This window comes from Mesorhizobium sp. AA23, assembly GCF_001672435.1.
Classification (GTDB): Bacteria; Pseudomonadota; Alphaproteobacteria; order Rhizobiales; family Rhizobiaceae; genus Mesorhizobium.
On record NZ_LYTP01000012.1, the window covers coordinates 801,817 to 827,608 of the forward strand.

A 25,792-nucleotide genomic window follows, 5' to 3' on the forward strand; every position below is an offset into this window, starting at 1 on the left:
GACCTTGGCGCATGCCTGAAAAGACCAACAGAATATCCTTCCAGGGCGAGCCGGGCGCCAATTCCGATACCGCTTGCCGCAACATGTTCCCCTCGATGGAGCCGTTGCCCTGTCCCACCTTCGAAGACGCCTTCAACGCGGTCGAGACCGGCAAGGCCGAGCTCGCCATGATCCCGATCGAGAACACGATTGCCGGGCGCGTCGCCGACATCCATCATCTTTTGCCGGAATCGCGCCTGCACATCGTCGGCGAGTATTTCCTGCCCATCCATTTCCAGCTGATGGTGCTGCCGGGCGTGAAACGCGAAGAGATCAGAAGCGTGCACAGCCATATCCATGCCCTTGGCCAATGCCGCAAATACATCCGCAAGAATGGCTGGAAGCCGGTTGTCGCCGGCGACACGGCGGGATCGGCCAAGATGGTCTCCGAGGTCAAGGACCGCACGATGGCGGCGCTTGCGCCTGCGCTTGCCGCCGAGCTCTACGGCCTCGACATCATCGAGAAGAATGTCGAGGACACCGACTCGAACGTCACCCGCTTCGTCGTGCTGACCAAGAACAAGCAATGGGCCGAGCGCCCCTCGCTGGAAGCCAAGATGATGACCACCTTCATCTTCCGCGTCCGCAACGTGCCGGCCGCGCTCTACAAGGCCATGGGCGGCTTCGCCACCAACGGCATCAACATGACCAAGCTCGAGAGCTACCAGCTCGGCGCTTTCACAGCGACGCTGTTTTATGCCGACATCGAGGGCCACCCCGATGATCCGCTGGTCAAGCTGGCGCTCGACGAATTGCGCTTCTTCTCGCGCGAGATGCGCATTCTCGGCGTCTATCCGGCAAGCGCGTCGCGCGAGCAGTGGAAGGTCGCCGATTAGGTGGTTCCTAGGACCTTCGAGATTGGCAAAGGACTTGATGCTTCGTCATCCACGGGCGAAGCAAGGAGCGAAGCGACGCGGCGCAGACCCGAGGATCCATGCCCGGACTTCAACGCGTTAGGACGGTCCAGATTCTGCTCCGCTGCGCCCCTCGACTGAGGTAACGGCATGGATCCCCAGGGTCTGCGCTCCGCTTCGCGTCGCTCCGCCCTGGGATGACGACCTCATGGAGGTCCGCGTCAATCTTAGACGCCGGCGCTCGATCCAATCTCAGCCAAAGCCGAGCGGGACATAGTCGATTTCGAGAAATTTCTCGACCTCAGGCACCCAGCGGTCGCGCACGAACGCGACGTGGTCGGGATGCTCGTTGTATCTGGTGTAGGCAGCCTGGTCGGCGAACTCCATCGAGAAGCCGAACTGATAGTCGTTCTTCGGGCTCACTTGGCGCAGCTGCTCGAAATGCGTCACACCCTTGATCGCCGTCAGGATCTTCTTGGCATCGTGGAGGAACCGCTTCGCCTCCAGCGAATGCGGCGGATGCTTCAGCGTGAACACGACGGTATGACGGATCATTTCTCGGCTCCTATTCGCTGTTGACCCAGGCGCGGATGAGGTGGTGGGCGATCGCTCCTTTCGGCGGCGTGATCAGGCCGCCGGGGTGCGTTCTCTCCAGCATCGAGCGCACCTCATCGCGCGAAAACCAGCGGCAGTCTTCGAGCTCATTCAGGTCGGCCTGGATGTCCTCGTTGAGCGGCTCGCCGAAGCAGCCGATCATCAGCGAATAGGGGAACGGCCAGGGCTGGCTGGCGTGGTAGACGACGCGGCCGAGCCGGATTCCGGCCTCCTCCAGCGTCTCGCGGCGCACCGCCGCCTCTATCGTCTCGCCGGGCTCGATGAAGCCGGCAAGGGCCGAATACATGCCGGGCCCGAAATGCCGGCCGCGCCCGAGCAGGCATTTCTCGCGCGTCGCCGTCAGCATGATCGCCACCGGATCGGTGCGCGGGAAATGGTCGGTGCCGCAAGCTGCGCAATGCCGCCTGTAGCCGCCGGCGCGCATCTCCGAGCGATTGCCGCATTTGCTGCAGAAAGCGTGGCTGGCATGCCAGGCGAGCAGCGCAGCGCCCTGCGCCAGCGCGCCGGCCGCCGCTTCGTCTATCAGCCCCTGCATATAGACGGAGCGGTAGTCGATCGCCTTCACCGTTTCCGGGAGATTTTCCGGTTCGATGCCGGCGGGCACGGCCAGCACCGGGCCGCTCTCCGAAAGGCCGAGCAGCACGCCGCCGTCGAGCGAAACCTCGAAGGCCTGGCTTTCCGCCGCTTCGAACCATGGGTCGAATTTGCCGTCGTCGAGCTTCAGATAAAGCCTGCCGCCATGCATCAGCATCAGCCGCGCCGATCGCTCGCCAAGCGCCTTCTCGACCGCGTCGTCGGCGCGGTTTTCCGATTGCCGGTCGATCCGGTTGCCGGCGAAACCGACGAATTGGCTCGGCTCGCGCAAAGGCGCGTCAAACAGACGAAAGTTCATAGGAGACTCGAGGAGGGGCAGGAATGGACACTGATGGGCTTATAGCGCTGCCTTGATCTTTTCGGCAAACCGGCGGATGTCGGAGCGCTCATACGGCTCGCGCATGCCATGCCCCCAGACCGGCCCTGGCCAGCCGGGGTCGCTCTCGCTGCGGGCGATGACATGGACGTGCAGCTGGCGCACGATGTTGCCGAGCGCCCCGGTGTTGATCTTGGTGCAGCCGGTCACCCGCTTCAGCGCGTGCGCCACCATATTGGTCTCGAAGGTCAGCATCGTCTGGTCGAGCGGCGTCAGGTCGTGGATTTCCTCCACGCCCGGCCGCTGCGGCACCAGGACCAGCCACGGCCAGCGGCGATCGTTCATCAGCCGGAGCTCGCACAGGCCGAGCCACATGAGCTGCTCACTGTCCGCCTCCAATCGGGCGTCCAGTGTGAAACCGGCCTTTAGGCCAGGCAGCATGGGCGTTTCCCTCACTTTTCGAGAATGCTTCAAACCCTGAACGCTAGAGCGACGGCAAGGTGGCTGCAAGCGAATCATTGACCGCTCCTGCGGATTTGAAGGTCGTCTGCACCGCATGGCCTGGCCGGTGATCCACTACGACCCTTGCATTTCGCCGCTGAATTGCCGATATGGAGCTTGGGAGGTTGGTGGTGGACGATCCACTCGCCAACCGGGTCAGGTCCGGAAGGAAGCAGCCCTAACGAGCCCGGAACGGGTCATTGTTCCAGCCTCCCGCCTCTTCGCCTTTCTCCCGCGACATTGACGGCGCCGAGCCGTGCGGGCGAGACTATGCGCAGGAATCGGCCGCCTTCCGTCGCGGTCCTTGGAGCTTTTGACGGCGAATGAGCGAAGCCGGAAATTCGGGGCCAGAAAGCCTGGAGACAGGTAAGGCCGGCGCCTATCGCGTGCTGGCGCGCAAATACCGCCCCTCCAATTTCTCCGAACTGATCGGCCAGGAGCCGATGGTCCGCACGCTCACCAATGCCTTCGCCACTGGCCGCATCGCCCAGGCCTGGATGCTGACCGGCGTGCGCGGTGTCGGCAAGACGACGACGGCGCGCATTCTCGCACGCGCCCTGAACTATAAAACCGCCACTGTCGACCAGCCCTCCGTCGACCTTTCGACCCCCGGCGAGCATTGCCAGGCGATCATGGAAGGCCGCCATGTCGACGTCATCGAGATGGACGCGGCTTCCCATACCGGCATCGACGACATCAGGGACATCATCGACCGCGTCCGCTACGCGCCGGTCGCGGCCCGCTACAAGGTCTACATCATCGACGAAGTGCACATGCTCTCCACCCAGGCCTTCAACGGCCTGTTGAAGACGCTGGAAGAGCCGCCGCCGCATGTCAAATTCATCTTCGCCACCACCGAGATCCGCAAGGTGCCGATCACGGTTCTGTCGCGCTGTCAGCGCTTCGACCTGAGGCGCATCGATGCCGGCGCGCTCGTCGCGCATCTTTCCTCGATTGCCGCCAAGGAAGGCATTTCCGTGGATGATGAGGCTTTGGCGATGATTGCGCGGGCCGCCGAGGGCTCGGCGCGCGATTCGCTCTCCATCCTCGATCAGGCGATCGCCCATGGCAGCGGCACCGTCAGCGCCGCCGCCGTTCGCGCCATGTTGGGCTTGGCCGACCGCGCCCGTATCATCGACCTGTTCGAGCACGTCATGAAGGGCGATGTTGCGGCGGCCTTGTCCGAATTCCGCGCACAATACGATACCGGCGCCGATCCGGCCGCGGTGCTCACCGACCTGGCGGAATTCAACCACCTCGTTACGCGTCTGCGGTTCGTGCCGGCCGCGGCCAATGATGCCTCGCTCTCCGAGGACGAGCGGCGGCGCGGCGCCGAATTTGCGAGCACGCTGTCGGTGCGCGTGCTCTCGCGAACCTGGCAGATGCTCCTGAAAGGTATTCCCGAGGTGCAGTCCTCCAACCGTCCGGTCAGCGCCGGCGAGATGGTGCTGATCCGGCTGGCGCACGCCGCCGACCTGCCGACGCTGGACGAAGCGCTGAAATCGCTCGAGGGGGCGGCCCCTGTGCCGAATGGCGCTCCGCGCGCCAATGGAGCGCCGGCAAGCAGTGGCGGCGGCACAAATGCCGTGGCGCCGGCGCGGATGCCGGCCTCTAACGGCGGAGGGCAGACCATGCGGCTGGTCGAGATGCAGCCCGCGCCCGCCGCCTTCGTCCCGGCGCCCGAACCGGTCATCGAAACACCGGCCGTTCCGGTGAAGTCGCTGGCCGACATCGCGGCCCTGGCCGATGCCAACCGCGACATCGCCTTCAAGGTGTTGGTCAAGCGCTGCGTGCGGCTGGTGCGCATCGAGCCTGGCCGCATCGACGTCTGCCTGACCGACGATGCGCCCAAGATGCTGCTCAACGACCTGACCTCCAAGCTGCGTGCCTGGACCGGCCGCAACTGGCTGGTCTCGCTGTCGAAGGAAGAGGGTAGCAAGACGCTGGCCGAGATGGAGACGACAAAGCGCGAGAACGCCTTCTCCGATGCCAGGAGCGATCCGACCGTCGCCGCCATCCTCGCCCGCTTTCCCGGCGCCAAGATCATCGACGTGCGCATTCCCGATGTGCCGGAAGCGGAAGGCGCTGACGCCGACCTGCCGATTGAGCCGGCTGCCGACGACGAAGAGATTTAGAGCTGACGAACGCGTCAGGGAAAGAGTACGGACCGGTTTCGGTCAAGATCATACTCGCGTTAACGTAGATTCCAACAAGAGGAAGTTTCACGATGAAGGATCTTCTCGGCCTGATGGGCAAGGCAAAGGAAATGCAGGCCAAGTTCCAGGCCATGCAGGATGAGATCGCCACCCTGGAAGCCACTGGGCAGGCGGGTGGCGGCCTGGTCAGCGTGACCCTGACCGGCAAGTTCGAAATGAAGGCGCTGAAGATCGATCCGTCCTTGCTGAAGGACGACGAGGTGGAGATCCTCGAAGACTTGCTGTTGGCCGCTCACAATGATGCCAAAAATAAGGTCGAGTTGGTCATGCAGGAAAAGACCAAGGCATTGACTGCGGGCTTGCCTATACCGCCCGGAATGAAATTGCCGTTCTAAGGCATCTGCCACCAGTTAATTGATTGTGAACGAAAATTGAGCCCGGGCCGCAATATTAACCATTTTGCCGGCATGCTCACGGGCTCATTTCGCGACATTCATAAAGTTTTACCCAAGTCCAGAGATTGCTAACCATCTAGCCATCTTTTTGCCTGAAAGAGTCTCATTCTTGCCACATCTCGGGGCGGGCTGGCATCTGGAAATGAGGCTTTTTTGTTGATCGCGACGCGATGGAAGACGCCGCTGCTGCTTATCGGCATCGCCGCTTCCCCCTTGCTCCTGGCCGGCTGCAGCCAGACCGCTTCACATGGCATGTCGGTGGCGAGCCTGACCGACGCCGTCACCCCGAGCTTCCTCAGCTCGCGTTCCTATAAATACTCGATGAAGGACAAGGAGTGCCTGCAAAGGGCGATGTTCTTCGAGTCCAACCGGTCGAGCCGTGACGGCATGATCGCCGTCGGCACGGTCGTGATGAATCGGCTACGCTCGGGACAGCATGGCAGCACGATCTGCGAGGTCGTCGGCGAAAAGGGCCAGTTCGCCCCGGGCGTGCTGACGCGCCCGATGAATTCGCGGGCATTGCCAGATGTCGAGGAAGCCGCCGAGGCAGTGCTGAAAGGCGAGCGCAAGGCCAAGCTCAAGAACACGATGTTCTTCCACACCGCCGGCCTGCGTTTCCCCTACAAGAACATGCACTACACGATGGTGGCCGGCGGCAATGCCTTCTATGAGAAGCGCGGCCGCAACTGGCAGCCGTTGCCGGATGAGCCGATGGTCGCCATGGCCTCCGGCAAGTCGCAGAAGACCGACCCCACCGCTCCGGTCCTCGTCGCTTCCGCCGAGCCGGTGGTCAAGACGATCGTTCATGCTGATCCGGCCAAGCAGGCCGCTACGACCGCGGCTGCCGCGCCAGCGCTTCCGGCCAAGACCACAACCGTTGCTGCCCAGCAGACCTATGTGACGGCCTCCGCCGCGCCAGGGCAGAAGGCCGGCCGCGTCACGGCGAAGCCGATCATGGTGGCGATGCAGGAGCCGATGGAGGAGCCCGACGCCTCCCGCTTCGGCGGCACGTTGAAAGGTCGCTACATCACCTCCGTTCCGAGCGCTCCGCAGGAAGCGGCGATGGGATTCCAGTCGACGCCTGAGAACACCGACGCCATCGGCGCGCTGATTGTCAGCCAGTCCCGGCCGCTCGAAGCCTACTGAGCCAACCCGCCATCAAATGATCCGCCTTGACGGCATGGCGGATCATTTCCTGTTGCGGATGTCACCAAAGCGCTCTGAAAACCGTTTCGCACTTTTCCCGGAATTGCTCTAGATCAGAGCGATGTCGAAAAGAATCGCCGGTCCAGAGATAGAACGCCTGATCCAGCTCCTGGCCAAGGTGCCGGGGCTCGGGCCGCGTTCGGCAAGGCGCGCGGCTCTCCATCTCATCAAGAAGAAGGAGCAGCTGCTCGAGCCTTTAGCCGCAGCCATGGGCGAGGCGGCCGATAAAGTGCGCATCTGCTCGACCTGCGGCAATGTCGACACCTCCGACCCGTGCATGATCTGCACCGATCCACGCCGCGATGCCGGCACGCTTATCGTCGTCGAGGACGTCTCCGATCTCTGGGCGCTGGAACGCGCCGCCGCCATGAATGTGCGCTATCACGTGCTCGGCGGCACGCTGTCGCCGCTCGATGGCATCGGCCCGGACCAGCTCAACATCCGCTCGCTGGTAGACCGTGTCGCCGGCGGCGAGGTGAAGGAGGTGATCCTTGCCGTCAACGCCACCGTCGAGGGCCAGACCACGGCGCACTACCTGACCGATCAGCTCTCGGGTTTCGAGGTCAAGGTGACTAGGCTCGCGCATGGCGTTCCGGTCGGCGGCGAACTCGACTATCTCGACGAAGGCACGCTTGCCGCGGCGCTGCGCTCGAGGACGGCGTTTTGAGGGGAGGGGATTGGTGACTGGCGTTTTTCCCGGAAAGGCCGCACTCCGTCCCACCCCCCTCTGTCTTGCCGGACATCTCCCCCGCAAGGGGGGAGATCAGACGTCACGCCGGCTTTCGCCAATATCCAAGGTCGCAGGAAGAGGCGGGGCACCGAAACAGCCAATCTCCCCCCAAGTGGGGGAGATGTCCGGCAAGACAGAGGGGGGCGCGACAGAACGCGGCTTTTCCAAATTCGGCTTCGCATTTTTCCTTGCGGCGCTTGCCGTCCTCCTCACCCTCCCCGCTCGCGCCACGCCCATCGACAACCAATTCCAGGCCTGGCTGCAAAACGACCTCTGGCCCGAGGCCAAGGCCAAAGGCATTTCCAAAAAGACCTTCGACGCCGCCTTCATCGGCGTGAAGCCGAACCTGAAACTGCCGGATCTCGTCATGCCCGGCGAGAAGCCGGCGACGCCGCAAAAACAGCACCAGGCGGAGTTCGGTCCGCCCGCCAATTATTTCGCCGAGAAGACCATTCGGGCCGTCACCGGCGGAGGACGGTCGCGCGAGAGCGCCAACGCCCGCGTGCTTGGGCTCATCGAGAAGCGCTACGGCGTGCCTGGCGAGATCGTGCTGGCGATCTGGGGTCGCGAGACCGGCTTCGGCGCCGCCAAAATGCCCTACGACGCCTTCGAGGTGCTAGGCACCAAGGCGTTCATGTCGACGAAGAAGGATTTCTTCCGCACCGAGGTGCTGGCCGCACTAGAGATCGTCGAGCGCGGGCTCGCTCCGGTCAATGCGATGAAGTCCTCCTGGGCCGGCGCGCTCGGCCAGCCGCAATTCATGCCGACGTCCTTCCTCAAGCATGCCGTCGATTTCGACGGCGACGGCCGGCCCGACATCTGGAATTCGACGCCGGACGTGCTCGCCTCCATCGCCAACTATCTTGTCCACTATGGCTGGGTGAGGGGGCGCGGCTGGGGGACCGAGGTGATTGCGCCGGCAAACGTCTCCTGCGCGCTCGAAGGACCCGACCAGGGTAAGAAGATTTCTGACTGGGTGGCGATGGGCATCAGGCGCGCCGACGGAAAGGCGTTTCCGGCCAGTGAACTCAAGGCCGAGGGTTTCCTGCTGATGCCGGCCGGACGCAGCGGCCCCGCTTTCATCGTCACGCCGAATTTCTATGTGCTGAAGCAATACAACACCAGCGATCTCTATGCGCTGTTCATCGGCCACGCCGCCGATCGCATCGCCAAAGGCGACGCCACCTTTGCCGGTACCTGGGGGCGGGTGGGCGATCTCCACCGGTCCGATATCGCTGCCCTCCAGCAAGCGCTGGAGGCGAAGGGCTACGATGTCGGCAGCGCCGACGGCCTGCCCGGCTTCAAGACACGCCGCTCGATCGGCGTCTGGCAAGCGAAGAACGGCAAGACCGCCACCTGCTTTCCGGACGCGAACCTGGTCGCGCAGCTGAAATGACGGGCGACTTCCAAGCGGCCAAGATTTGGCAGATTTTTCCCAATCGACGGCTTCGGCTAGCCGGCGCCTGGGTCGACTCGCGGTGGCCCATTCTGGCCCAATAAGCTGTCTCGAAAAATGCGCGTTGCGGGTTCGAACGCCGCCGAATAGGGTGTTGACCAACTGGACAAAAACCACGACGGTAAGGTCGGTGGGCCGTCGATCGGTCCCAAGGAATTCTGCAACCCTGAGCCGGGAACTCAGGTCAACAATCAACAAAACAGGGAACGACTACCATGATGCTGGAAAGGTTTGCTCTTCGCTCTCGTGGCTTGCTCGCGGGTGTGGCGATGTCGGCGCTGCTCGCGGTGCCGGCCTTTGCGGTCTCGCCTGCCGACACGCTGGTCGAAGGTTTCGCAATCGACGACATCATCTCGATGGATCCGGGCGAAGCGTTCGAGCTGTCGACCGCCGAGGTTACCGGCAATACTTATGATCTTCTGGTCCGCCTCGACCTCAACGATACTTCCAAGGTCAAGGGCGATCTCGCCGAAAGCTGGAGCGTTTCGGATGACGGCCTGACCTATACCTTCAAGCTCAAGCCCGGCATGAAGTTCGCCTCCGGCAATCCGATCACCGCGGCCGATGTCGCCTATTCCTTCGAGCGCGCCATCAAGCTCGATAAGAGCCCGGCCTTCATCATCAATCAGTTCGGCATCAGTGGCGACAATGTCACCGAGAAGGCGAAAGCGGTCGACGACACCACCTTCCAGTTCGTTGTCGACAAGGCCTATGCGCCGAGCTTCGTGCTGAACTGCCTGTCGGCCACCGTCGCCTCGGTCGTCGACAGCAAGCTGGTCAAGGAGCATGTCGCCGCCGTCACGCCGAGCGCCGACTACAAATGGGACAACGACTTCGGCAACGCCTGGCTGAAGACCGGCTATGCCGGCTCTGGCCCCTACAAGCTGCGCGAATGGCGCGCCAACGAGGCTGTCGTGCTGGAGCGTAACGACAATTACAATGGCGAGAAGGCCAAGCTCGCCCGCGTCATCTACCGCAACATGAAGGAGAGCTCGGCGCAGCGCCTGGCGCTGGAGGCCGGCGACATCGATGTCGCCCGCAATCTGGAACCGAACGATCTCGATGCCATCTCCAAAAACGCCGATCTCACCACGACAAGCGCGCCGAAGGGCACGGTCTATTACATCAGCCTTAACCAGAAGAACCCGAACCTCGCCAAGCCTGAGGTGCGTCAGGCGTTCAAATATCTCATCGACTATGATGCGATGGCCTCGACCATCCTGAAGGGCATCGGCGAGATCCACCAGTCCTTCCTGCCCAAGGGCGACCTCGGCGCGATCGACGACAATCCGTTCAAGCTCGACGTCGCCAAGGCCAAGGAGCTGCTGGCAAAGGCCGGGTTGGCTGATGGCTTCAAAGTGACCATGGACGTGCGCACCGGCCAGCCGACCACCGGCATGGCGGAATCGATCCAGCAGACGCTCGGCCAGGCCGGTATCAAGCTTGAGATCATCCCCGGCGACGGCAAGCAGACGCTGACCAAATACCGCGCCCGCAACCACGACATCTATATCGGCAATTGGGGCCAGGACTATTTCGACCCGAACTCCAACGCGCAGACTTTCGCCTCGAACCCGGACAATTCCGACAGTGCCAAGATCAAGACACTGGCCTGGCGCAATGCCTGGGATATTCCGGACCTGACCAAGGAAACCGAGGCGGCGCTGCTCGAGAAGGACTCCGCCAAGCGCGCCGACATGTACAAGGACCTGCAGAAGAAGATCCTCGACACCAGCCCCTTCGTCATCATCCATCAGCAGCTGGAGGTGGCGGGGCTGCGCAAGAACCTGAAGGACTTCAAGCTCGGCCCGAGCTTCGACACCAACTTCGTCTGGCCGGTCTCGAAGGAATAGCGCTTTCGGACGCGCCGCGTGAGCGTAGCTGAGAACCAGGCGGCGGCGGGGCGCGGCGGCGCCCGTGCCGTCGCGCTTCTGTCGTCGATCGGCCGCTTCCTGGTCATCGCGGTGACGACCTATCTCGGTCTTCTCGCGGTGACCTTCTTCATCGGCCGCGTCATCCCGATCGATCCGGTGCTGGCCGTGCTCGGCGACCGGGCCCCGACAGCCGTCGTCGAGCGCACGCGCCGCGAGATGGGGCTCGACCTGCCGCTGATCCAGCAGTTCTACATCTACGTCAAAAACGCGCTCAGCGGCGATTTCGGCACTTCGGTGCTGACCACCAATCCGGTGATGTCCGACATCCGCCGCGTCTTTCCGGCGACCATCGAGCTGGCGACGCTCGGCACGATCATCGGCGCCGTCATCGGCGTGCCGCTCGGCGTGCTGGCCGCGGTGCGGCGCGGCAGCCTTATCGACCAGATCGTGCGCATCATCGGCCTTATCGGCTATTCCGTGCCGATCTTCTGGCTGGGGCTGCTCGGCCTCGTCCTGTTCTACGCCAAGCTGCAATGGGTCGCCTTTCCGGCGCGGCTCGACGTCGTCTACGAATACACTTTCACGCCGATCACCGGCTTCTACCTGCTCGATGCGGCCATGCAGGGACAGTGGGATGTCTTCTACGACGCCTACCGCCACATCATCCTGCCGGCCTCCCTGCTTGGCTATTTCGCGCTCGCCTATATCAGCCGCATGACGCGCTCCTTCATGCTGAACGAGATGGCGCAGGAATATATCGTCGCCGCGCGCGCCAAGGGCCTGTCGGAGACGCGCATCATCTGGGGCCACGCGCTGCGCAACGCCGCTGTGCCGATGGTGACGGTGATCGCGCTTTCCTATGCCAGCCTGCTCGAAGGCTCGGTGTTGACCGAGACCGTCTTCTCCTGGCCGGGCATCGGCCTCTACATCACCAATTCATTGCAGAACGCCGACATGAACGCGGTGCTCGGCGGCACCATCATCATCGGCTCGGTCTTCATCGCCATCAACCTTCTGTCGGACCTGCTCTATCGGCTCCTCGATCCACGGACGAAAGTCGAATGAGCGCCGAGACGATGCAAACCCGTCGCGAATGGCTGCTCAGCGAGCGGCCGTCCTCGCGCATGCAGGCAAGGCTCGGCCGCGCCTATGTGGCCTGGCGGCGCTTCACAGCCAACCGGCTCGCGCTCATCGGTTTGCTCATCATTCTCGCGTTGGTGGTGGTAGCCGCGCTTGCCGGCGTGCTGGCACCCTACTCGCCAACCGTGGGTGACCTGAAGAATGCCCGTCTGCTGGCGCCGAGCGCCGCGCATTGGTTCGGCACCGACGACCTCGGCCGCGATATCTACTCGCGCATCCTCTACGGCTCGCGCTGGACGCTCTATGTCGTCATCCTCGTCGCCATCATCGCCGCGCCCATCGGCCTGCTGGTCGGCACCGTCGCAGGCTATGCCGGCGGCTGGACCGATGCCATTTTGATGCGCATCACCGACATCTTCCTGGCTTTCCCGAAGCTGGTACTGGCGCTGGCCTTCGTTGCGGCGCTCGGCCCCGGCATCGAGAACGCGGTGCTGGCGATCGCCATCACCTCCTGGCCGCCTTACGCGCGTATCGCGCGCGCCGAGACGCTGACGGTGCGCAATTCCGACTACATCAAGGCGGTGCAATTGATGGGTGCCTCGCCCTTCCGCATCGTGCTGCGCCACATCATGCCGCTCTGCATCTCCTCGCTGATCATCCGGGTGACGCTCGACATGGCGGGCATCATCCTCACCGCCGCAGGCCTCGGCTTCCTCGGCCTCGGCGCGCAGCCGCCGCTGCCCGAATGGGGCGCGATGATCGCGTCCGGCCGCCGCTTCATCCTCGACCAGTGGTGGGTGGCTGCCGCACCAGGCGTTGCCATCCTCATCGTCAGCCTCGGCTTCAACCTGCTCGGTGACGGCCTGCGCGACGCGCTCGATCCCCGGAGCGGCGACCAATGAGTGGCGACCGATGAGCGGCAACCAATGAGCGGCAATTCCGATAGGCAAACGAAAGGCACGCTGCTCGAAGTCGACGATCTGCGCGTCACTTTCCCGACACGCACCGGGATCGTGCAGGCGGTGCGCGGCGTGTCCTTCTCGCTCGGCCGCGAGCGGCTGGGCATCGTCGGCGAGAGCGGCTCCGGCAAGTCGCAGACCGGCCGCGCCATCATGGGCCTGACACCGCCGCAGGCCGAGGTGTCGGCGAAAAAGCTGCGCTTCGACGGCATCGACCTGCTCTCGGTGTCATCCAGCCGGCGCCGTGCGCTGCGGGGAAACCGCATCGCCATGATCCTGCAGGACCCGAAATACTCGCTCGATCCGGTGATGACCATCGGCCGCCAGATCGTCGAGACGCTGCGCACGCATGAGAAAGTTGGAAAGGCCGAAGCGCGCGAGCGCGCGCTGGAGATGCTTCGGGCGGTCCAGATTCGCGATCCGGCCCGTGTCTTCGACCTTCACCCGCATGAGGTCTCGGGCGGCATGGGCCAGCGCGCGATGATCGCCATGATGCTGATCGCCGGGCCGGAACTGATGATCGCCGACGAGCCGACCTCGGCGCTCGACGTCACCGTGCAGCTCGATGTGCTGAACATTCTCGATAGGCTGGTCGCCGAGCGCGGCATGGGGCTGATCTTCATCTCGCATGATCTGCGCCTGGTGTCCTCCTTCTGCGACCGCGTGGTCGTCATGTATGCCGGCAAGGTGGTCGAGCAGCTCAAGGCGTCCGAGCTGCGCGAGGCCCAGCATCCCTATACGCGCGGCCTGCTCAACTGCATGCCGAGGATCGGCTTCGAGCGACACCCGCTGCCGGTGCTCGACCGCAAGCCGGAGTGGGCGGCATGACGGCCGCCATCACCATCGAAGGGCTGGAGGTGATTTTCGACCGCTTCCGCGCGCTGAAGGGCGTTAAACTCGAAGTCAGGGAAGGCGAGTCCTACGGCCTGGTTGGCGAAAGCGGCTCCGGCAAGTCGACCCTGCTCAAGGCAATCACCGGCCTTGCGCCTGTCGCTGCCGGCACCATCGCTATCAACGGCAAGACGCTTGGCAAGACCCGCGACAAGGCCTTTTACCGCGACGTGCAGATGGTCTTCCAAGATCCGTATGGGTCGCTGCATCCGCGCCAGACCGTCGACCGGCTGCTGCAGGAACCGCTCGCCATTCACGCAATCCAGGATGGCGAGAAGCGCATCGAGCGCGCGCTGGACGAAGTCGGCCTCGGCAAGGGTTTCCGCTTCCGCTATGCGCACCAGCTCTCCGGCGGCCAGCGCCAGCGTGTCGCGATCGCCCGCGCGCTGATCCTCGAACCTTCGATCCTTTTGCTCGACGAGCCGACCTCGGCGCTCGATGCTTCTGTCCAGGCCGAGGTGCTGAACCTGCTCGAAGAGGTGCGGCGGCGGCGCAAGCTCACCTTTCTGATGGTCAGTCACGACCTCGCCATCATCACCCATATGTGCGAACGGCTGATGGTGATGCAGAACGGCGAAGCGGTGGAGACGCTGACCGCAAGCCAGCTGATCGGCCACCGCGTGAGCGAGGATTATACGCGCAACCTGCTTCGGGCGAGCGAGGGGTTTGTGAGGGTGTAGTTTTCTCTCGCAGGTTCGCGACGGGGTGCGACCTGGCTTTTAACTCTCCGCAGCAACGATCACGTCTGCTTTGGCGCCATCCCGCACCCGACATGCAGGGCGGAGCGGCAAGGACGGCAAGGCGGACGATGTCGCGTTCCTGCTCATGGTTCCCTCGGCCCGCGGGAAGCCGCTCCCGGCAGCGGCACGTCGCGGCTGCAGCGAGGATAATCGATCGGCCGGAAAAGGAAACTGTTTCTGCCTGACGATCGACTGGCTGGTCGAGATCGATTTCGGCCTTGCGGCAGGTCCAATCGACTGGGCCAATGTGCCGACTTGAGGAAAACCTGAAATAAGGTCAGAAGAGGCTTTGACGGCATCAAAACGGAGCGGGCGCCGGCCCGATGAGGTGTGAGATGAAGAATTCAGCCATTTCCGAACGCAAGAACCAGTCGATCTCGCGCGGCGTCGGCATGACCACGCAGATCTACGCCGATCGTGCCGAGAATTCGGAAATCTGGGACGTCGAGGGCCGCCGCTACATCGACTTCTCGTCGGGCATTGCGGTGGTCAACACGGGTCACCGCCATCCGAAAGTGATCGAGGCGGTCAAGGCGCAGCTCGACCGCTTCACCCACACTTGCCATCAGGTCGTTCCTTACGAGAGCTATGTGCGCCTCGCCGAGCGCCTGAACGGCATGCTGCCCGGCAAGTTCGACAAGAGGACCGTCTTCGTCACCACTGGCGCCGAGGCGGTCGAGAACGCCATCAAGATCGCGCGCAACGCCACCGGTCGCCAGGCGGTCATCGCCTTTTCCGGCGGCTTCCACGGCCGCACCTTCATGGGCATGGCGCTGACCGGCAAGGTCGTGCCTTACAAGGTTGGCTTCGGCGCCATGCCGGCCGATGTCTTCCATGCGCCGTTCCCGGTCGCGCTGCACGGCGTGTCGGTCGCGGATTCGCTTGCAGCGCTCGACAAGCTGTTCAAGGCCGATGTCGATCCGGCCAGGGTCGCGGCCATCATCGTCGAGCCGGTGCAGGGCGAGGGCGGCTTCTACGAGGCGCCGCGCGATTTCATGACGGCACTGCGCAAGACCTGCGACCAGCACGGCATCCTTCTTGTCGCCGACGAGGTGCAGACCGGCTTTGCCCGCACCGGCAAGATGTTCGCGATGGAGCACCATGACGTGGCGCCGGATCTCACCACCATGGCCAAGAGCCTCGCCGGCGGGTTCCCGCTGTCGGCCGTCACCGGCCGCGCCGAGATCATGGACGCGCCTGGACCGGGCGGGCTCGGCGGCACCTATGGCGGCAGCCCGATCGGCGTCGCCGCGGCGCATGCCGTGCTCGACGTCATCGAGGAAGAAAAGCTGTGCGAGCGCGCCAACGCGCTCGGCGCCAGGCTGAAGCAGCGGCTGGCGTCGATCCGCGAGGACGTGCCGGAGATCGTCGACATCCGCGGCCCGGGCTTCATGAACGCCGTCGAGTTCAATGATGTGAAGAAGGGCCTGCCCTCGGCGGAATTAGCCAATGCGGTGCGGCTGAAGGCGCTCGACAAGGGCCTCATCCTGCTCACCTGCGGCGTCTACGGCAACGTCATCCGCTTCCTGTCGCCAATCACCATCCAGGACGGCGTCATGACGGAGGCGCTGGATATATTGGAGACCTCGATCCGCGAGGCGCGCGCGGCCTAAGGGGCGGACGGTGCGAATGATTCTCCTGGCGGCCCAGGCCGGTGCGGCAACTCGCCGTCAGGAGTTCGGATTCTGTAACCAGGCTGGAATATCCATTTTGGCGTGCAGGACCCGCCACACATCGATATGATCGGCCTGTTCGACATAGAAAATCAGGTACGGATAGCGCTTCAATTGCACACTGCGCAGACCGGGTAGTCCAATCGCATAGCTATATCTCAGCGAGCCCGATGCAGGATGGTTGGCTATCACTTTGTAGGCAGTTTGAAGATCCTCGACATAGGCTAGCGCCACGTGCGAACCAGCTTCGCGTGCATAATAATCGACAGTGTCTTCGATATCCCGCAAGGCAAGGGCACGAGGAATAATTGCCTTTACGGCAACCAATTATTGGCCCAGCGCTCGCTTGCGCAGCGCCGCGAAATAGTCGTCACCGACAGGAGCGCCTGGCGCGGACGAAGCGCCTTCAAGAAGCAGACCGCGCAAACGCTGACGATCCTGATCGTGGCGAATCAATTCACGCACATATTCGCTGCTCGTGCCGTAGCCGCGCTCCGTCACCTGCTGATCGACAAAATGCTTCAAGCTGTCGGGCAGTGAGATATTCATCGTGCTCATTCAACCAATGTAAGGCTGATGGCAAAAATTGGCAATCTCTACGCGCTGGCCCTTGCCGGCTCGTCCTGGCTGAAGGCCGCAAGCGCCGCCTTCAGCGCATCCGGCCCGGCTGCCACGGTGTGAGGCGCGGGCGAGAAGCCGGCGCCGAGCATCTTGCGGCCGAGCATGTGGTCGGCCGGGCGGTTGACGGATTCGATGCCCAGCAGCCGGTTGCCGGCATAGTGGTAGATCGAGAACCTGTTCTCGGCCGGCTCGCCCAGCACGACATGGCTGTCGCCGCCTTGCGTCAGGCCGACCATCTGCAACTTCATGTCGCCGATATCCGACCAGAACCAAGGCACGGCCGCGAAGGGTTCGGCATGGCCGACGATGGTGCGCGCGGCAAGCCGCGCCTGGTCGGTGGCGTTCTGCACCGATTCCAGCCGCACGTCGCCGCCGGTGAACCAGTGCCGGTAGGAGGCGGCATCGCCGACGGCGAGGATTTCCGGGATCGAGCTCTGCATATGCTGGTCGACGCGGATGCCGTTGGCGATCGCGATGCCGGCGGCTTCGGCCAGCTCGACATTGGGCACCACGCCGATGCCGATGATCACCAGTTGCGCCGGCAGGCGCTCGCCGCTTGACGTGATCGCGGCCGAAACGCGGCCGCCTTCGCCTTCCAGACGGGCAACCGTGGTGCCGGTGAGCAGGCGCACGCCCATCGCCTCCAGGCGCTGGCGCACATGCGCCGCGATTGCCGGCGCCACGGCGCGGCCGAGAAGCCTGTCGAGCGCCTCGACGACGGTGACCCTGCGGCCGGCGGCCCTCAGCGTCGCTGCGATTTCGAGGCCGATGAAGCCGCCGCCGAGGATGACGACCTCTTCGCTCTGCGCGCTCAACTCGCGGATCAGCCGCGCATCGGCCAGCGAGCGCAGCGACACCACGCCGGCGAGCTCCGCGCCATCGAGCTTGAGGAGGCGCGGCCGCGAGCCGGTGGCCAGCACCAGCCGGTCGAAGGCAATTGTGCCGCCGCCGGAAACGTCCAGCCTGCGCTCGCCACCATCGATCCTGTCGATCCAAACGCCCGGCCGGTAGTCGATGGCATTGCCGGAATAGAAGGCCTCGCCGCGCAAAGGCTGCGGCTTGGCGTCGGCATCCTTGATGAAGGTCTTGGACAGCGGCGGCTTGTGATAGGGCGGCTCGTTCTCGTCGCCGATCAGGATGACCGGCCCGTCATAGCCTTCCTCACGCAGGCTAGCGGCCGCCTGCACGCCCGCATGACCCGCACCGACAATGACCACCCCGTTCTTCATCGCAGCCCTTTTTGCCTTCAAATCTAGGATCTTCCGCCAAGTGGCGATTGTCTGCCGCCGCCGCAAGAGCCGTGGTCCGGGTCGCACCCAGGATGGCCGCCTGTCAATCCGGATGTCCGCCGCATGCGCCGCCTTAAAGTTGATAATTCCAGTTTAGAATAATTCTAAACTGTTGTTTCAATTGAATTTTCTCTGTACCGCCAGTTGACTTCCAGCCGCTCCGCCGCTTTATGGAGGGCTGCGCCGCTGGCGCATTCCTTTGATGTCTGGGCCTTGAACCCTTTCGATTGGAGGCATTTCGGTGTCTTTTGCTGATTGGCCGCGCCATTGCGCGGCAACTTTGCCTTTCCGCTCATTCGTGCTTGCGCTGGCGCCGCGCGCCGGCGGCCGCATGCCTATGTCATTGAATTTTTGAGGAGATGGGATTGATGAAAGCGATAATCACGCCGCGAACTATTGCGCTACGTTGGGGCACCAGGCTTGCCGCGATCGGCGCCACCGCGGCGCTGACGGCGGCCGTGTTCGTGCTGCCGGCGAAGGCCGAAACCGATGCGAAGGCGGTGATCAAGACCTATGCCGACATCGCGCTCGCCAAATACGAGGATTCGCTGATCACGGCTGAGGCGCTCGACAAGGCCGTCGACGCGCTTCTCGCCAAGCCCTCGGCAGAGACGCTCAACGCTGCACGCGACGCCTGGAAGGCGGCGCGCGTGCCTTACCAGCAGACCGAGGTCTACCGCTTCGGCAACAAGATCGTGGACGACTGGGAAGGCAAGGTGAATTCCTGGCCGCTGGACGAAGGCCTGATCGACTATGTCGCCAAGAGCTACGGCACCGAGTCGGACGAGAACTCGCTCTATACGGCGAACGTCATTGCGAACAAGGAGATCGAGATCAACGGCAAGAAGGTCGACGCCTCGAAGCTGACGCCGGAGTTCCTGTCAGGCACGCTGCAGGAAGCCGGCGGCGTCGAGGCCAATGTCGCGACCGGCTATCACGCCATCGAATTCCTGCTTTGGGGCCAGGATTTGCACGGCACCGGTCCAGGCGCCGGCGAGCGCCCGTACACCGACTACGATCTCAAGAACTGCACTGGCGGCAATTGCGACCGCCGCGCGGAATATCTGAAGTCGGCAAGCGACCTTCTGGTCTCCGACCTGCAGGAGATGGTCAACAACTGGAAGGAAGACGGCGCCGCGCGCAAGACCCTCGTCGATGGCGAGCCGAATTCCGGCATCTCCACCATCCTCACCGGCATGGGATCGCTCTCCTATGGTGAACTGGCCGGCGAGCGCATGAAGCTCGGCCTTTTGCTGCACGATCCGGAGGAGGAGCAGGACTGCTTCTCGGACAACACCTACAACTCGCATCTCTATGATGCGATCGGCATCCGCGCCGCCTATCACGCCAACTATACGCGTCTCGACGGCACCGTGGTTTCCGGCCCGTCGGTGTCGGACATGATGAAGGTGGCCGATCCGGCGATCGACAAGGAACTGTCGGACAAGCTCGATACTTCGGTCGCCAAGATGGAAGCGATCAAGGCGCGGGCGCTGGCCGGCGAGGCCTATGACCAGCAGATCGCCGAGGGCAATGCGGAAGGCAACGCCACGGTGCAGGCGGCGATCGACGCGCTGATCGACCAGACCAAGTCGATCGAACGCGCGGTCGGCTCACTCAAGCTCAATGCCATCGCGTTCGAGGGCTCCGACAGCCTTGATGCTCCGGACAAGGTGTTCAAGTAGCACCCGAGCATGATCCCAAAAAGTGGAAGCCGGTTTTTGGACAAGATCATGCTCAATTGAGAAACAAGCCAAACGGCGCCAGAACAGTGCCGCCAGCCAGAGCAAGTGAATGCTGATCTGCCATTGCAACATCATCACCGAGAAGGAGATCGAGCAGACGATCATCGGTCTGCTGGATGAAGATCCCTGGCAGCTTATCGTGCCGGCCAAGGTCTATCATGCCATGCGCAAGCGCGGCCGCTGTTGCGGCTGCTTTCCAAATGTGGTGGAAACGATCATTCGGGTCACCGAGAATTACCACGCCCGTTCAGAGGGGAGCGGCGCGGATATCGTTTCACACCTGGACCGCGTCAGAGGACTGCGCGGCCAATTCGGGAGCAGAACCCATGAAAGGCGAACCGCAGGTCATCGAGCGGCTTAACGAAGCCCTGTTTCTGGAGCTTGGTGCCGTCAATCAGTACTGGGTCCATTATCGTCTGCTCGAAGACTGGGGCTACACCAAGCTGGCGAAGAAGGAGCGGGCGGAATCGATCGAAGAAATGCATCACGCCGACCGGCTGGTTGCCCGCATCATCTTCCTCGAAGGCCATCCGAACCTGCAGTCGGTCGCGCCGTTGCGTATCGGCCAGAATGTAAAGGAAGTGCTCGAATCCGATCTCGCCGGCGAATATGACGCGCGCACCTCCTACAAGCGCTCGCGCGAGATTTGCCAGGATGCGGGCGACTATGTGTCGATGAAACTGTTCGAGGATCTGCTGACGGACGAGGAAGGCCACATCGACTTCCTGGAGAGTCAGCTCGACCTGCTCGCCTCGATCGGCGAGGAAAAGTACGGCCAGCTCAACGCCGACTCGGCCAACGAGGCGGAGTAAGGACATGCGGGAATGCGGCGCCCGATAGATTTTTCGCGCCGCTCATGGCGGGCCGAGATAGCCGGCCTGCTGCTCCCGAGGAACCCGCGATACCGGATCTGGCGCGGTGCCACGCTCCTGCTGGCAATCACGCTTTCTGCTCCCGCCATGGCGGGCGAGCCGGCGGGTCTGCCGACGAGCCGCACAGATCTGACGCCGGAGGATCAGGCGCGGGTGTTGGCGGTCACCAAGCCTACGACCGACTTTACAAAGCCCGAACCGTTCGAGCTGATGCAGGGCGGCGCCGGCACGTCGAGGAAGGGCGTCAACCGCGACGCCTTCTCGCAGCCTTCCGCCAACATCACCTTCGAGGAGGAAGGGACCTTCAAGCTCGGCAATGCGCTTTTCCGCAAGAACTGGGTGTCGTCGCCGTCATCGACCCAGGCGTCCGACGGGCTCGGTCCGCTGTTCAACGAACGCGCCTGCCAGAACTGCCATCTGAAGGATGGTCGCGGCCGACCGCCGGGAAGCGGCGCAGGCTCGACCTCGATGTTCTTGCGGCTGGCGCGCGACGCAAGCAATGCCGAGGAGAGAGCCGAACTTGCCAACCATAAGCTGCTGAATTTCCCCGATCCTGTCTATGGCTCGCAATTGCAGGATCTGGCCGTTCCCGGCCTCAAGGGTGAAGGCCGCATGCGCATCGACTATTCGGAAGAGAAGGTAACGCTGGGCGACGGTGCCGTCGTTTTGCTGCGCAAGCCCCGCTACTCGGTCGAGAATCCGGGCTATGGCCCGCTCGACCCGCGCACGACGTTGTCGCCGCGCCTGACGCCGCCGATGATCGGGCTCGGCCTGATTGAGCAGATCGCCCCGGCCGACATCCTTGCCCTTGCCGATCCGCATGACCGCGACAGCGACGGCATCTCCGGCCGGCCGAACATAGTTCGCGAGGAGTTGAGCGGCGCGATAACTTTGGGCCGCTTCGGCTGGAAAGCTCAGGCCGCATCGATCCGGCAGCAGGCCGCCGATGCCTTTGCCGGCGATATCGGCATCTCGACGCCTGAAGTGCCGAAGCATTGGGGCGATTGCACCGAGGCTGAGAAGGCGTGCCTTACCCTGCCGAATGGCGTCCAAGAGCGCCTGGGCGCGGCGGAAGCGCCGCCCCCGGTCATGGACCTCGTCACCTTCTATTCGCAGAACCTCGCTGTGCCGGCGCGGCGCGACCTCGACAAGCCGGAGGTTCTTTCCGGCAAGAAGCAGTTCTACGAGATGGGCTGCATTTCCTGCCACACGCCGAAATTCGTCACCATGCGCGGCACGCCCAACAAGGCGCAAGCCTTCCAACTGATCTGGCCATATTCCGATTTCCTGCTGCACGACATGGGCGAGGGTCTCGCCGACGGGCAGCGCGTGGGGGAAGCGAGCGGCAGCGAATGGCGCACGCCCCCGCTCTGGGGCATCGGCCTGACCGCCACGGTCAATGGCAACAGCTTCTATCTGCATGACGGCCGCGCGCGGACGCTCGAAGAGGCGATCCTGTGGCATGGCGGCGAGGGCCAGAAGGCGCGCGACCGCTTTGCCGGCGCAGCTGCGGCCGACCGCGATGCGCTGATCAAATTCCTGGAGTCGCTCTGATGTTTAACCGACGTGCCGCCGCGCTTGCCCTTCCTTTCTTGCTGGCCGCGGCCTTGCCGACCCAGGCCGCGGTCAAAGCTTCCGATCTTATCGGACGCGCGATCGACGGCTTCGTCCGCCCGGCCTACGCCAGCCTCGACGATCATGCCGGGACCCTGACCCAGGCGATGCGCCAGCTCTGCAATGCGCCGTCCCAGCAAAATCTCGACGCGGCGCGTACCGAGTTTTCCGCCACAGTCGAAGCCTGGTCGGTGGCCGAGATCATCGCCTTCGGGCCCATCAAGGAAAACAACCGGCTGGAGCGCATGCTGTACTGGCCGGACCGCAAGAGCATCGGATTGAGGCAGGTGCAGTCGACCCTCGTTGCCAAGGATCCATCCGCCGACGATCCGGCGCAACTCGCGCGAAAGAGCGTTGCCATGCAGGGCCTCGGTGCGTTGGAATATGTGCTGTTCGGCGATGGTGCCGAAACGCTTGCCAGTAAGGACGATCCCTATCGCTGCGCCTACGGGGCGGCGGTGGCCAGCAACATCCAGGCGATTGCCGGCGAGGTCCGCGAGGCATGGAGCAAGCCCGATGGTTTTGCCTCGCTCTGGGCCAATCCGGGGCCGAAGAACCCGCTCTATCGTGATGGCACCGAAGCGGTCACGGAACTGGTCGGCGTTTTCATCAATGAGCTGGAAATGATCCGCGACGTGCGGCTCAAAGGTTTTCTTGGCGCGAAGCCCGATGCTGACAAGCCGAAGCAGGCGATCTACTGGCGTTCGCAGAACACGCTGAATTCGCTGGCCGGAAATCTGTCCGGCATCGACAAGCTGTTTCAGGCCTCGAAGCTTGGCGGTGCGCTGCCCGCCGATGCGCGGTGGATGGCCGAATCCATCCACATCCAGCTGACCAACGGCGTGGCGACGGCGAAGTCTGTTAGCGGCCCGATCGACAAGGCGCTCGCCGATCCGGCGCTACGCGACAAGCTCGAGCATCTCGCGCTGATCACCTCCAGCCTCTCGACCCTGATCGGCACCAGGATGACCGCCGAGTTTGGCCTGACCGCCGGCTTTTCGTCGCTGGATGGTGATTGACGCCGTGACGACGCCGCTCATCGATCGCCGCGACTTTCTGCGTGCCGCCGGCGCCGGCTTCGCCGCGGCGATGGCGCCGCGCGCCTGGGCGGAGACGCTTGCAACGGACGCCGTCTTCGCCACGGCCTTCGTCAGGCGCGACGGCAGCTTCGGCGCCGCCGTGCTCTCCGAGGCCGGCAAGATCCTGCACACGCTCGATCTGCCCGACCGTGGCCACGACGTCGCGTTCGATCCGGTGTCGAAACGCTCGATCGTCTTCGCCCGCCAGCCCGGCACCTTTGCGATGGTCTTCGACCACACCGGCCGCGAGGAGCCTTTGACCATCGCCAGCATCGCCGGCCGGCACTTCTTCGGTCACGGCGTGTTCTCGCCCGACGGCGCGCTGCTCTATGCAACGGAAAATGATTTCGACAACGCCGCCGGCGTCGTCGGCGTCTATGACGCGCGGGCGAAGTTCAGCCGCATCGGCGAGTTCCCGACCTACGGCACGGGTCCGCACGAACTACTGCTGCTCGGCGACGGCAGGACGCTCGCCGTCGCGAATGGCGGCATCGAAACGCATCCGGATTTCGGCCGCGCCGAGCTCAACATCGCAACGATGAAGCCTTCCTACACGCTGGTCGACCGCATCACTGGCGACCTGATCGAAAAGCACGAATTGCCGCCGGCGCTGCATCAGCTGTCGATCCGTCATATGGACCGCGACCAGGCGGGCACCGTCTGGTTCGGCTGCCAGTATCGCGGGCCGGCGACTGACCGGCCGGCACTGGTCGGCCGCGCCGCGCGCGGCAAGGAGCTCGAGCTTTTGGAGATGCCGCAGGACGTGCTGTCGGGCTTCCGCAACTATATCGGCTCGGTTGCCGCCAATCCCGATGCCGGCACCGTCGCCGTGACCTCGCCGGAGGGTAATTCGCTGGCCGTCATCGATGCCGCCAGCGGACGCGTTGTCGCAACGAAGTCGCTGGTCGAAGTTTGCGGTCTCGCGCCGGACGGCGCCGACTTCATGGCAACGACTGGCGCTGGCGAGATCGTCGGCGGTGCGGGCGGGTCGCGCGCCGAACCTGACTATGTCTGGGACAACCACGTGCTGCGCATCGCGGCTGCGGGCTGATCGCTGTCAAGGCCAGCTTCGCTGATGTCGCGCTAAAGCCAAGCCGCATAACATTTATGCGGCGTGGCCCTTGCGGCGGCGGGCCATGCCGGGCACAGGGAATGTGTTTTGATCCAGTTGGTTAACCGGCCCTATGAAGCTGCTCGCCATCGACTGCGCCGCCAATCTCTGCGCCGCCTGCGTACACGACGCTGACGCTGGCATCGAGCTTGGCCGCCAGGTGCTCGACCTCGGCAAAGGGCATGCCGAGCATCTGATGGCCGTCATCGAGGCGGCATTGAAGGCCAGCGGGATCGGCTACCAAGGCTTGGACGCTGTAGCCGTCTCGATCGGCCCCGGTTCTTTCACTGGCCTGCGCGTCGGCGTCTCGACCGCGCGCGGCTTGGCCCTGGCGCTGAAGATCCCGGCCATCGGCGTGACGACGCTGGAAGCGTTGGCGGCGGAGGCCGCGAATGCCTTTCCCGGCCGCGCCGTGCTGGCGGCGCTCGACGCCGGCCGCGAGGAACTCCATGCGGCACTTTTCGATGAAGCGTTAGTTCTGACTTACGGACCAATGGTGGCCACGCTTTCCCAAGCGACCGGAATGGCAGTCGATGCGAAAGCGGTCCTCACCGGCACCGCCGCGCCGCTGATCGCGGCGAGCGGACATGGTTTCGACACCGGGCCGGCCGTTGCCACAGCCGACATAGCGACCTATGCCCGACTGGCCGCGGCGAAAGGGCCAGGCGCAAAGCCGAAGCCGCTCTATCTGCGCGGCGCCGACGCCAAGCCGCAGGCCGGTTTCATTCTGCCAAGGCGGAGCCATGAATCCGGGAAGCCGGGTTCTGGAGAAGATCATGCACCAAAGGGAAAAAAATCCTGATGCGCATCCCTTTCTTTCAGCCGCGCCGCAGGGATTATGCGCTGGAGCCGCTGACGGTGGCCGACAGCGCCGCCGTTGCGGTGCTGCATCGCGAGGATTTCGTTCGCCCCTGGACCGATGGCGAGTTCGCGGCACTGCTCGAACAGGAAACCGTGTTCGGTTTCGCCGCGCGCGAGACCGGGCAGGGTGCGAAGCCGCCGGTCGGTTTCGTGCTGGCGCGGCTCGCGGCAGGCGAGGGCGAGATCCTTACGGTCGCGGTGGCTCGCGCCCATCGGCGCCAGGGGCTTGGCTGGCAATTGATCGATGCGGTGCTGCGCGAATTGCATGCGCAGCGCGCCGAGGCGCTGTTCCTCGAGGTCGACGAGACCAATACGCCGGCCATCGCGCTCTATCGCCGGCTCGGCTTCCGTCAGGTCGGCCAGCGTCCGAACTACTACCGGTCGACCGAGCACGGCCCGACCGGCGCGCTTGTCATGCGCCGCGATCTTCGCTAGCCAGACCGTGGGATAGGGCCGGAGCG

At 63.8% G+C, this 25,792-nt stretch carries 26 protein-coding genes and 1 other RNA gene; 21 read left to right on the top strand and 6 right to left on the bottom strand.

Annotated elements, in window-relative coordinates:
- Positions 1-11: 11 nt before the first annotated feature.
- Positions 12-875: a prephenate dehydratase gene (locus tag A9K66_RS14430; protein WP_066996244.1), complete on the top strand. Its 864-nt coding sequence runs from the start codon at positions 12-14 to the stop codon at positions 873-875.
- A gap of 270 nt (positions 876-1,145) precedes the next feature.
- Here A9K66_RS14430 and A9K66_RS14435 read toward each other — a convergent pair whose 3' ends face one another.
- The 3 genes from A9K66_RS14435 to A9K66_RS14445 are packed head-to-tail and all read right to left on the bottom strand — an operon-like array spanning position 1,146 to position 2,859.
- On the bottom strand, positions 1,146-1,448 hold the full coding sequence (locus A9K66_RS14435; RefSeq protein WP_067324480.1) for a Dabb family protein: 303 nt from the start codon (positions 1,446-1,448) through the stop codon (positions 1,146-1,148).
- Between the two features lie 10 nt (positions 1,449-1,458).
- Complete coding sequence (gene nudC / locus A9K66_RS14440) at positions 1,459-2,400, bottom strand: NAD(+) diphosphatase (protein WP_067324482.1); 942 nt, start codon at positions 2,398-2,400, stop codon at positions 1,459-1,461.
- 39 nt (positions 2,401-2,439) lie between these two features.
- Positions 2,440-2,859: an HIT family protein gene (locus tag A9K66_RS14445; RefSeq protein ID WP_066996253.1), complete on the bottom strand. Its 420-nt coding sequence runs from the start codon at positions 2,857-2,859 to the stop codon at positions 2,440-2,442.
- A gap of 180 nt (positions 2,860-3,039) precedes the next feature.
- Between A9K66_RS14445 and ffs the strand changes: the two genes are divergently transcribed.
- From ffs to A9K66_RS14510, 12 genes are all read left to right on the top strand, one after another.
- Positions 3,040-3,136: signal recognition particle sRNA small type (gene ffs / locus A9K66_RS14450), an RNA gene on the top strand.
- 106 nt (positions 3,137-3,242) lie between these two features.
- The gene (locus A9K66_RS14455) at positions 3,243-5,054 is read left to right on the top strand and encodes a DNA polymerase III subunit gamma/tau (protein ID WP_067324484.1); all 1,812 of its coding nucleotides are present in this window, start codon (positions 3,243-3,245) and stop codon (positions 5,052-5,054) included.
- A 92-nt stretch (positions 5,055-5,146) separates the two neighbouring features.
- A complete protein-coding gene (locus A9K66_RS14460) occupies positions 5,147-5,470 on the top strand; it encodes a YbaB/EbfC family nucleoid-associated protein (RefSeq protein ID WP_066996259.1) in 324 nt (107 codons plus the stop codon).
- Positions 5,471-5,686: 216 nt separating this feature from the next.
- Complete coding sequence (locus A9K66_RS14465) at positions 5,687-6,676, top strand: cell wall hydrolase (RefSeq protein WP_067324486.1); 990 nt, start codon at positions 5,687-5,689, stop codon at positions 6,674-6,676.
- 121 nt (positions 6,677-6,797) lie between these two features.
- Entirely contained in the window at positions 6,798-7,403 is a 606-nt protein-coding gene (gene recR, locus A9K66_RS14470; protein WP_066996262.1) for a recombination mediator RecR, read from the top strand.
- 184 nt (positions 7,404-7,587) lie between these two features.
- Entirely contained in the window at positions 7,588-8,862 is a 1,275-nt protein-coding gene (locus A9K66_RS14475; RefSeq protein ID WP_067324487.1) for a lytic murein transglycosylase, read from the top strand.
- A 275-nt stretch (positions 8,863-9,137) separates the two neighbouring features.
- Positions 9,138-10,775: an ABC transporter substrate-binding protein gene (locus A9K66_RS14480; RefSeq protein ID WP_067324489.1), complete on the top strand. Its 1,638-nt coding sequence runs from the start codon at positions 9,138-9,140 to the stop codon at positions 10,773-10,775.
- 18 nt (positions 10,776-10,793) lie between these two features.
- Positions 10,794-11,861 carry an ABC transporter permease gene (locus tag A9K66_RS14485; protein ID WP_067324491.1) on the top strand — a complete coding sequence of 356 codons (1,068 nt, stop codon included), beginning with the start codon at positions 10,794-10,796 and terminating at the stop codon, positions 11,859-11,861.
- Positions 11,858-12,778, top strand: coding sequence for a nickel transporter permease (gene nikC, locus A9K66_RS14490; RefSeq protein WP_067324493.1), 921 nt, complete (start codon positions 11,858-11,860; stop codon positions 12,776-12,778). The genes A9K66_RS14485 and nikC overlap by 4 nt, the downstream gene beginning before the upstream one ends.
- Before the next feature lie 24 nt (positions 12,779-12,802).
- Positions 12,803-13,663: an ABC transporter ATP-binding protein gene (locus A9K66_RS14495; RefSeq protein WP_066996477.1), complete on the top strand. Its 861-nt coding sequence runs from the start codon at positions 12,803-12,805 to the stop codon at positions 13,661-13,663.
- Positions 13,660-14,406, top strand: coding sequence for an ABC transporter ATP-binding protein (locus tag A9K66_RS14500; protein ID WP_067324757.1), 747 nt, complete (start codon positions 13,660-13,662; stop codon positions 14,404-14,406). Before A9K66_RS14495 ends, A9K66_RS14500 begins: the two co-directional genes overlap by 4 nt.
- 395 nt (positions 14,407-14,801) lie before the next feature.
- Positions 14,802-16,079, top strand: coding sequence for a 4-aminobutyrate--2-oxoglutarate transaminase (locus A9K66_RS14510; RefSeq protein WP_067324759.1), 1,278 nt, complete (start codon positions 14,802-14,804; stop codon positions 16,077-16,079).
- 57 nt (positions 16,080-16,136) lie between these two features.
- Here the strand turns inward: A9K66_RS14510 and A9K66_RS14515 are convergent, their stop codons facing one another.
- Genes A9K66_RS14515 through A9K66_RS14525 form a run of 3 tightly spaced genes read right to left on the bottom strand, consistent with a single transcriptional unit; the run spans position 16,137 to position 17,989 of the window.
- A complete protein-coding gene (locus A9K66_RS14515) occupies positions 16,137-16,466 on the bottom strand; it encodes a type II toxin-antitoxin system RelE/ParE family toxin (protein ID WP_067324496.1) in 330 nt (109 codons plus the stop codon).
- A complete protein-coding gene (locus A9K66_RS14520; RefSeq protein WP_067324498.1) occupies positions 16,467-16,697 on the bottom strand; it encodes a type II toxin-antitoxin system ParD family antitoxin in 231 nt (76 codons plus the stop codon).
- A 38-nt stretch (positions 16,698-16,735) separates the two neighbouring features.
- Positions 16,736-17,989: an FAD-dependent oxidoreductase gene (locus A9K66_RS14525; RefSeq protein WP_067324500.1), complete on the bottom strand. Its 1,254-nt coding sequence runs from the start codon at positions 17,987-17,989 to the stop codon at positions 16,736-16,738.
- Between the two features lie 428 nt (positions 17,990-18,417).
- Between A9K66_RS14525 and A9K66_RS14530 the strand changes: the two genes are divergently transcribed.
- From A9K66_RS14530 to rimI, 8 genes are all read left to right on the top strand, one after another.
- Positions 18,418-19,734, top strand: a complete 1,317-nt coding sequence (locus A9K66_RS14530) for an imelysin family protein (RefSeq protein ID WP_067324502.1) — start codon at positions 18,418-18,420, stop codon at positions 19,732-19,734.
- Positions 19,735-19,843: 109 nt separating this feature from the next.
- Positions 19,844-20,155, top strand: coding sequence for a (2Fe-2S)-binding protein (locus tag A9K66_RS14535; protein WP_066996295.1), 312 nt, complete (start codon positions 19,844-19,846; stop codon positions 20,153-20,155).
- Complete coding sequence (gene bfr, locus A9K66_RS14540) at positions 20,121-20,606, top strand: bacterioferritin (RefSeq protein ID WP_067324504.1); 486 nt, start codon at positions 20,121-20,123, stop codon at positions 20,604-20,606. The genes A9K66_RS14535 and bfr overlap by 35 nt, the downstream gene beginning before the upstream one ends.
- Before the next feature lie 12 nt (positions 20,607-20,618).
- Positions 20,619-22,220 carry a di-heme oxidoredictase family protein gene (locus A9K66_RS14545; RefSeq protein WP_067324506.1) on the top strand — a complete coding sequence of 534 codons (1,602 nt, stop codon included), beginning with the start codon at positions 20,619-20,621 and terminating at the stop codon, positions 22,218-22,220.
- Complete coding sequence (locus tag A9K66_RS14550; RefSeq protein ID WP_082953862.1) at positions 22,220-23,299, top strand: imelysin family protein; 1,080 nt, start codon at positions 22,220-22,222, stop codon at positions 23,297-23,299. The genes A9K66_RS14545 and A9K66_RS14550 overlap by 1 nt, the downstream gene beginning before the upstream one ends.
- Before the next feature lie 4 nt (positions 23,300-23,303).
- Positions 23,304-24,410 (top strand): DUF1513 domain-containing protein, encoded by a 1,107-nt coding sequence (locus tag A9K66_RS14555; protein ID WP_067324762.1) that lies wholly within the window; start codon positions 23,304-23,306, stop codon positions 24,408-24,410.
- A gap of 133 nt (positions 24,411-24,543) precedes the next feature.
- The gene (gene tsaB / locus A9K66_RS14560; protein ID WP_067324508.1) at positions 24,544-25,272 is read left to right on the top strand and encodes a tRNA (adenosine(37)-N6)-threonylcarbamoyltransferase complex dimerization subunit type 1 TsaB; all 729 of its coding nucleotides are present in this window, start codon (positions 24,544-24,546) and stop codon (positions 25,270-25,272) included.
- Entirely contained in the window at positions 25,272-25,766 is a 495-nt protein-coding gene (gene rimI, locus A9K66_RS14565; RefSeq protein ID WP_067324509.1) for a ribosomal protein S18-alanine N-acetyltransferase, read from the top strand. Before tsaB ends, rimI begins: the two co-directional genes overlap by 1 nt.
- Positions 25,767-25,792 lie beyond the last annotated feature (26 nt).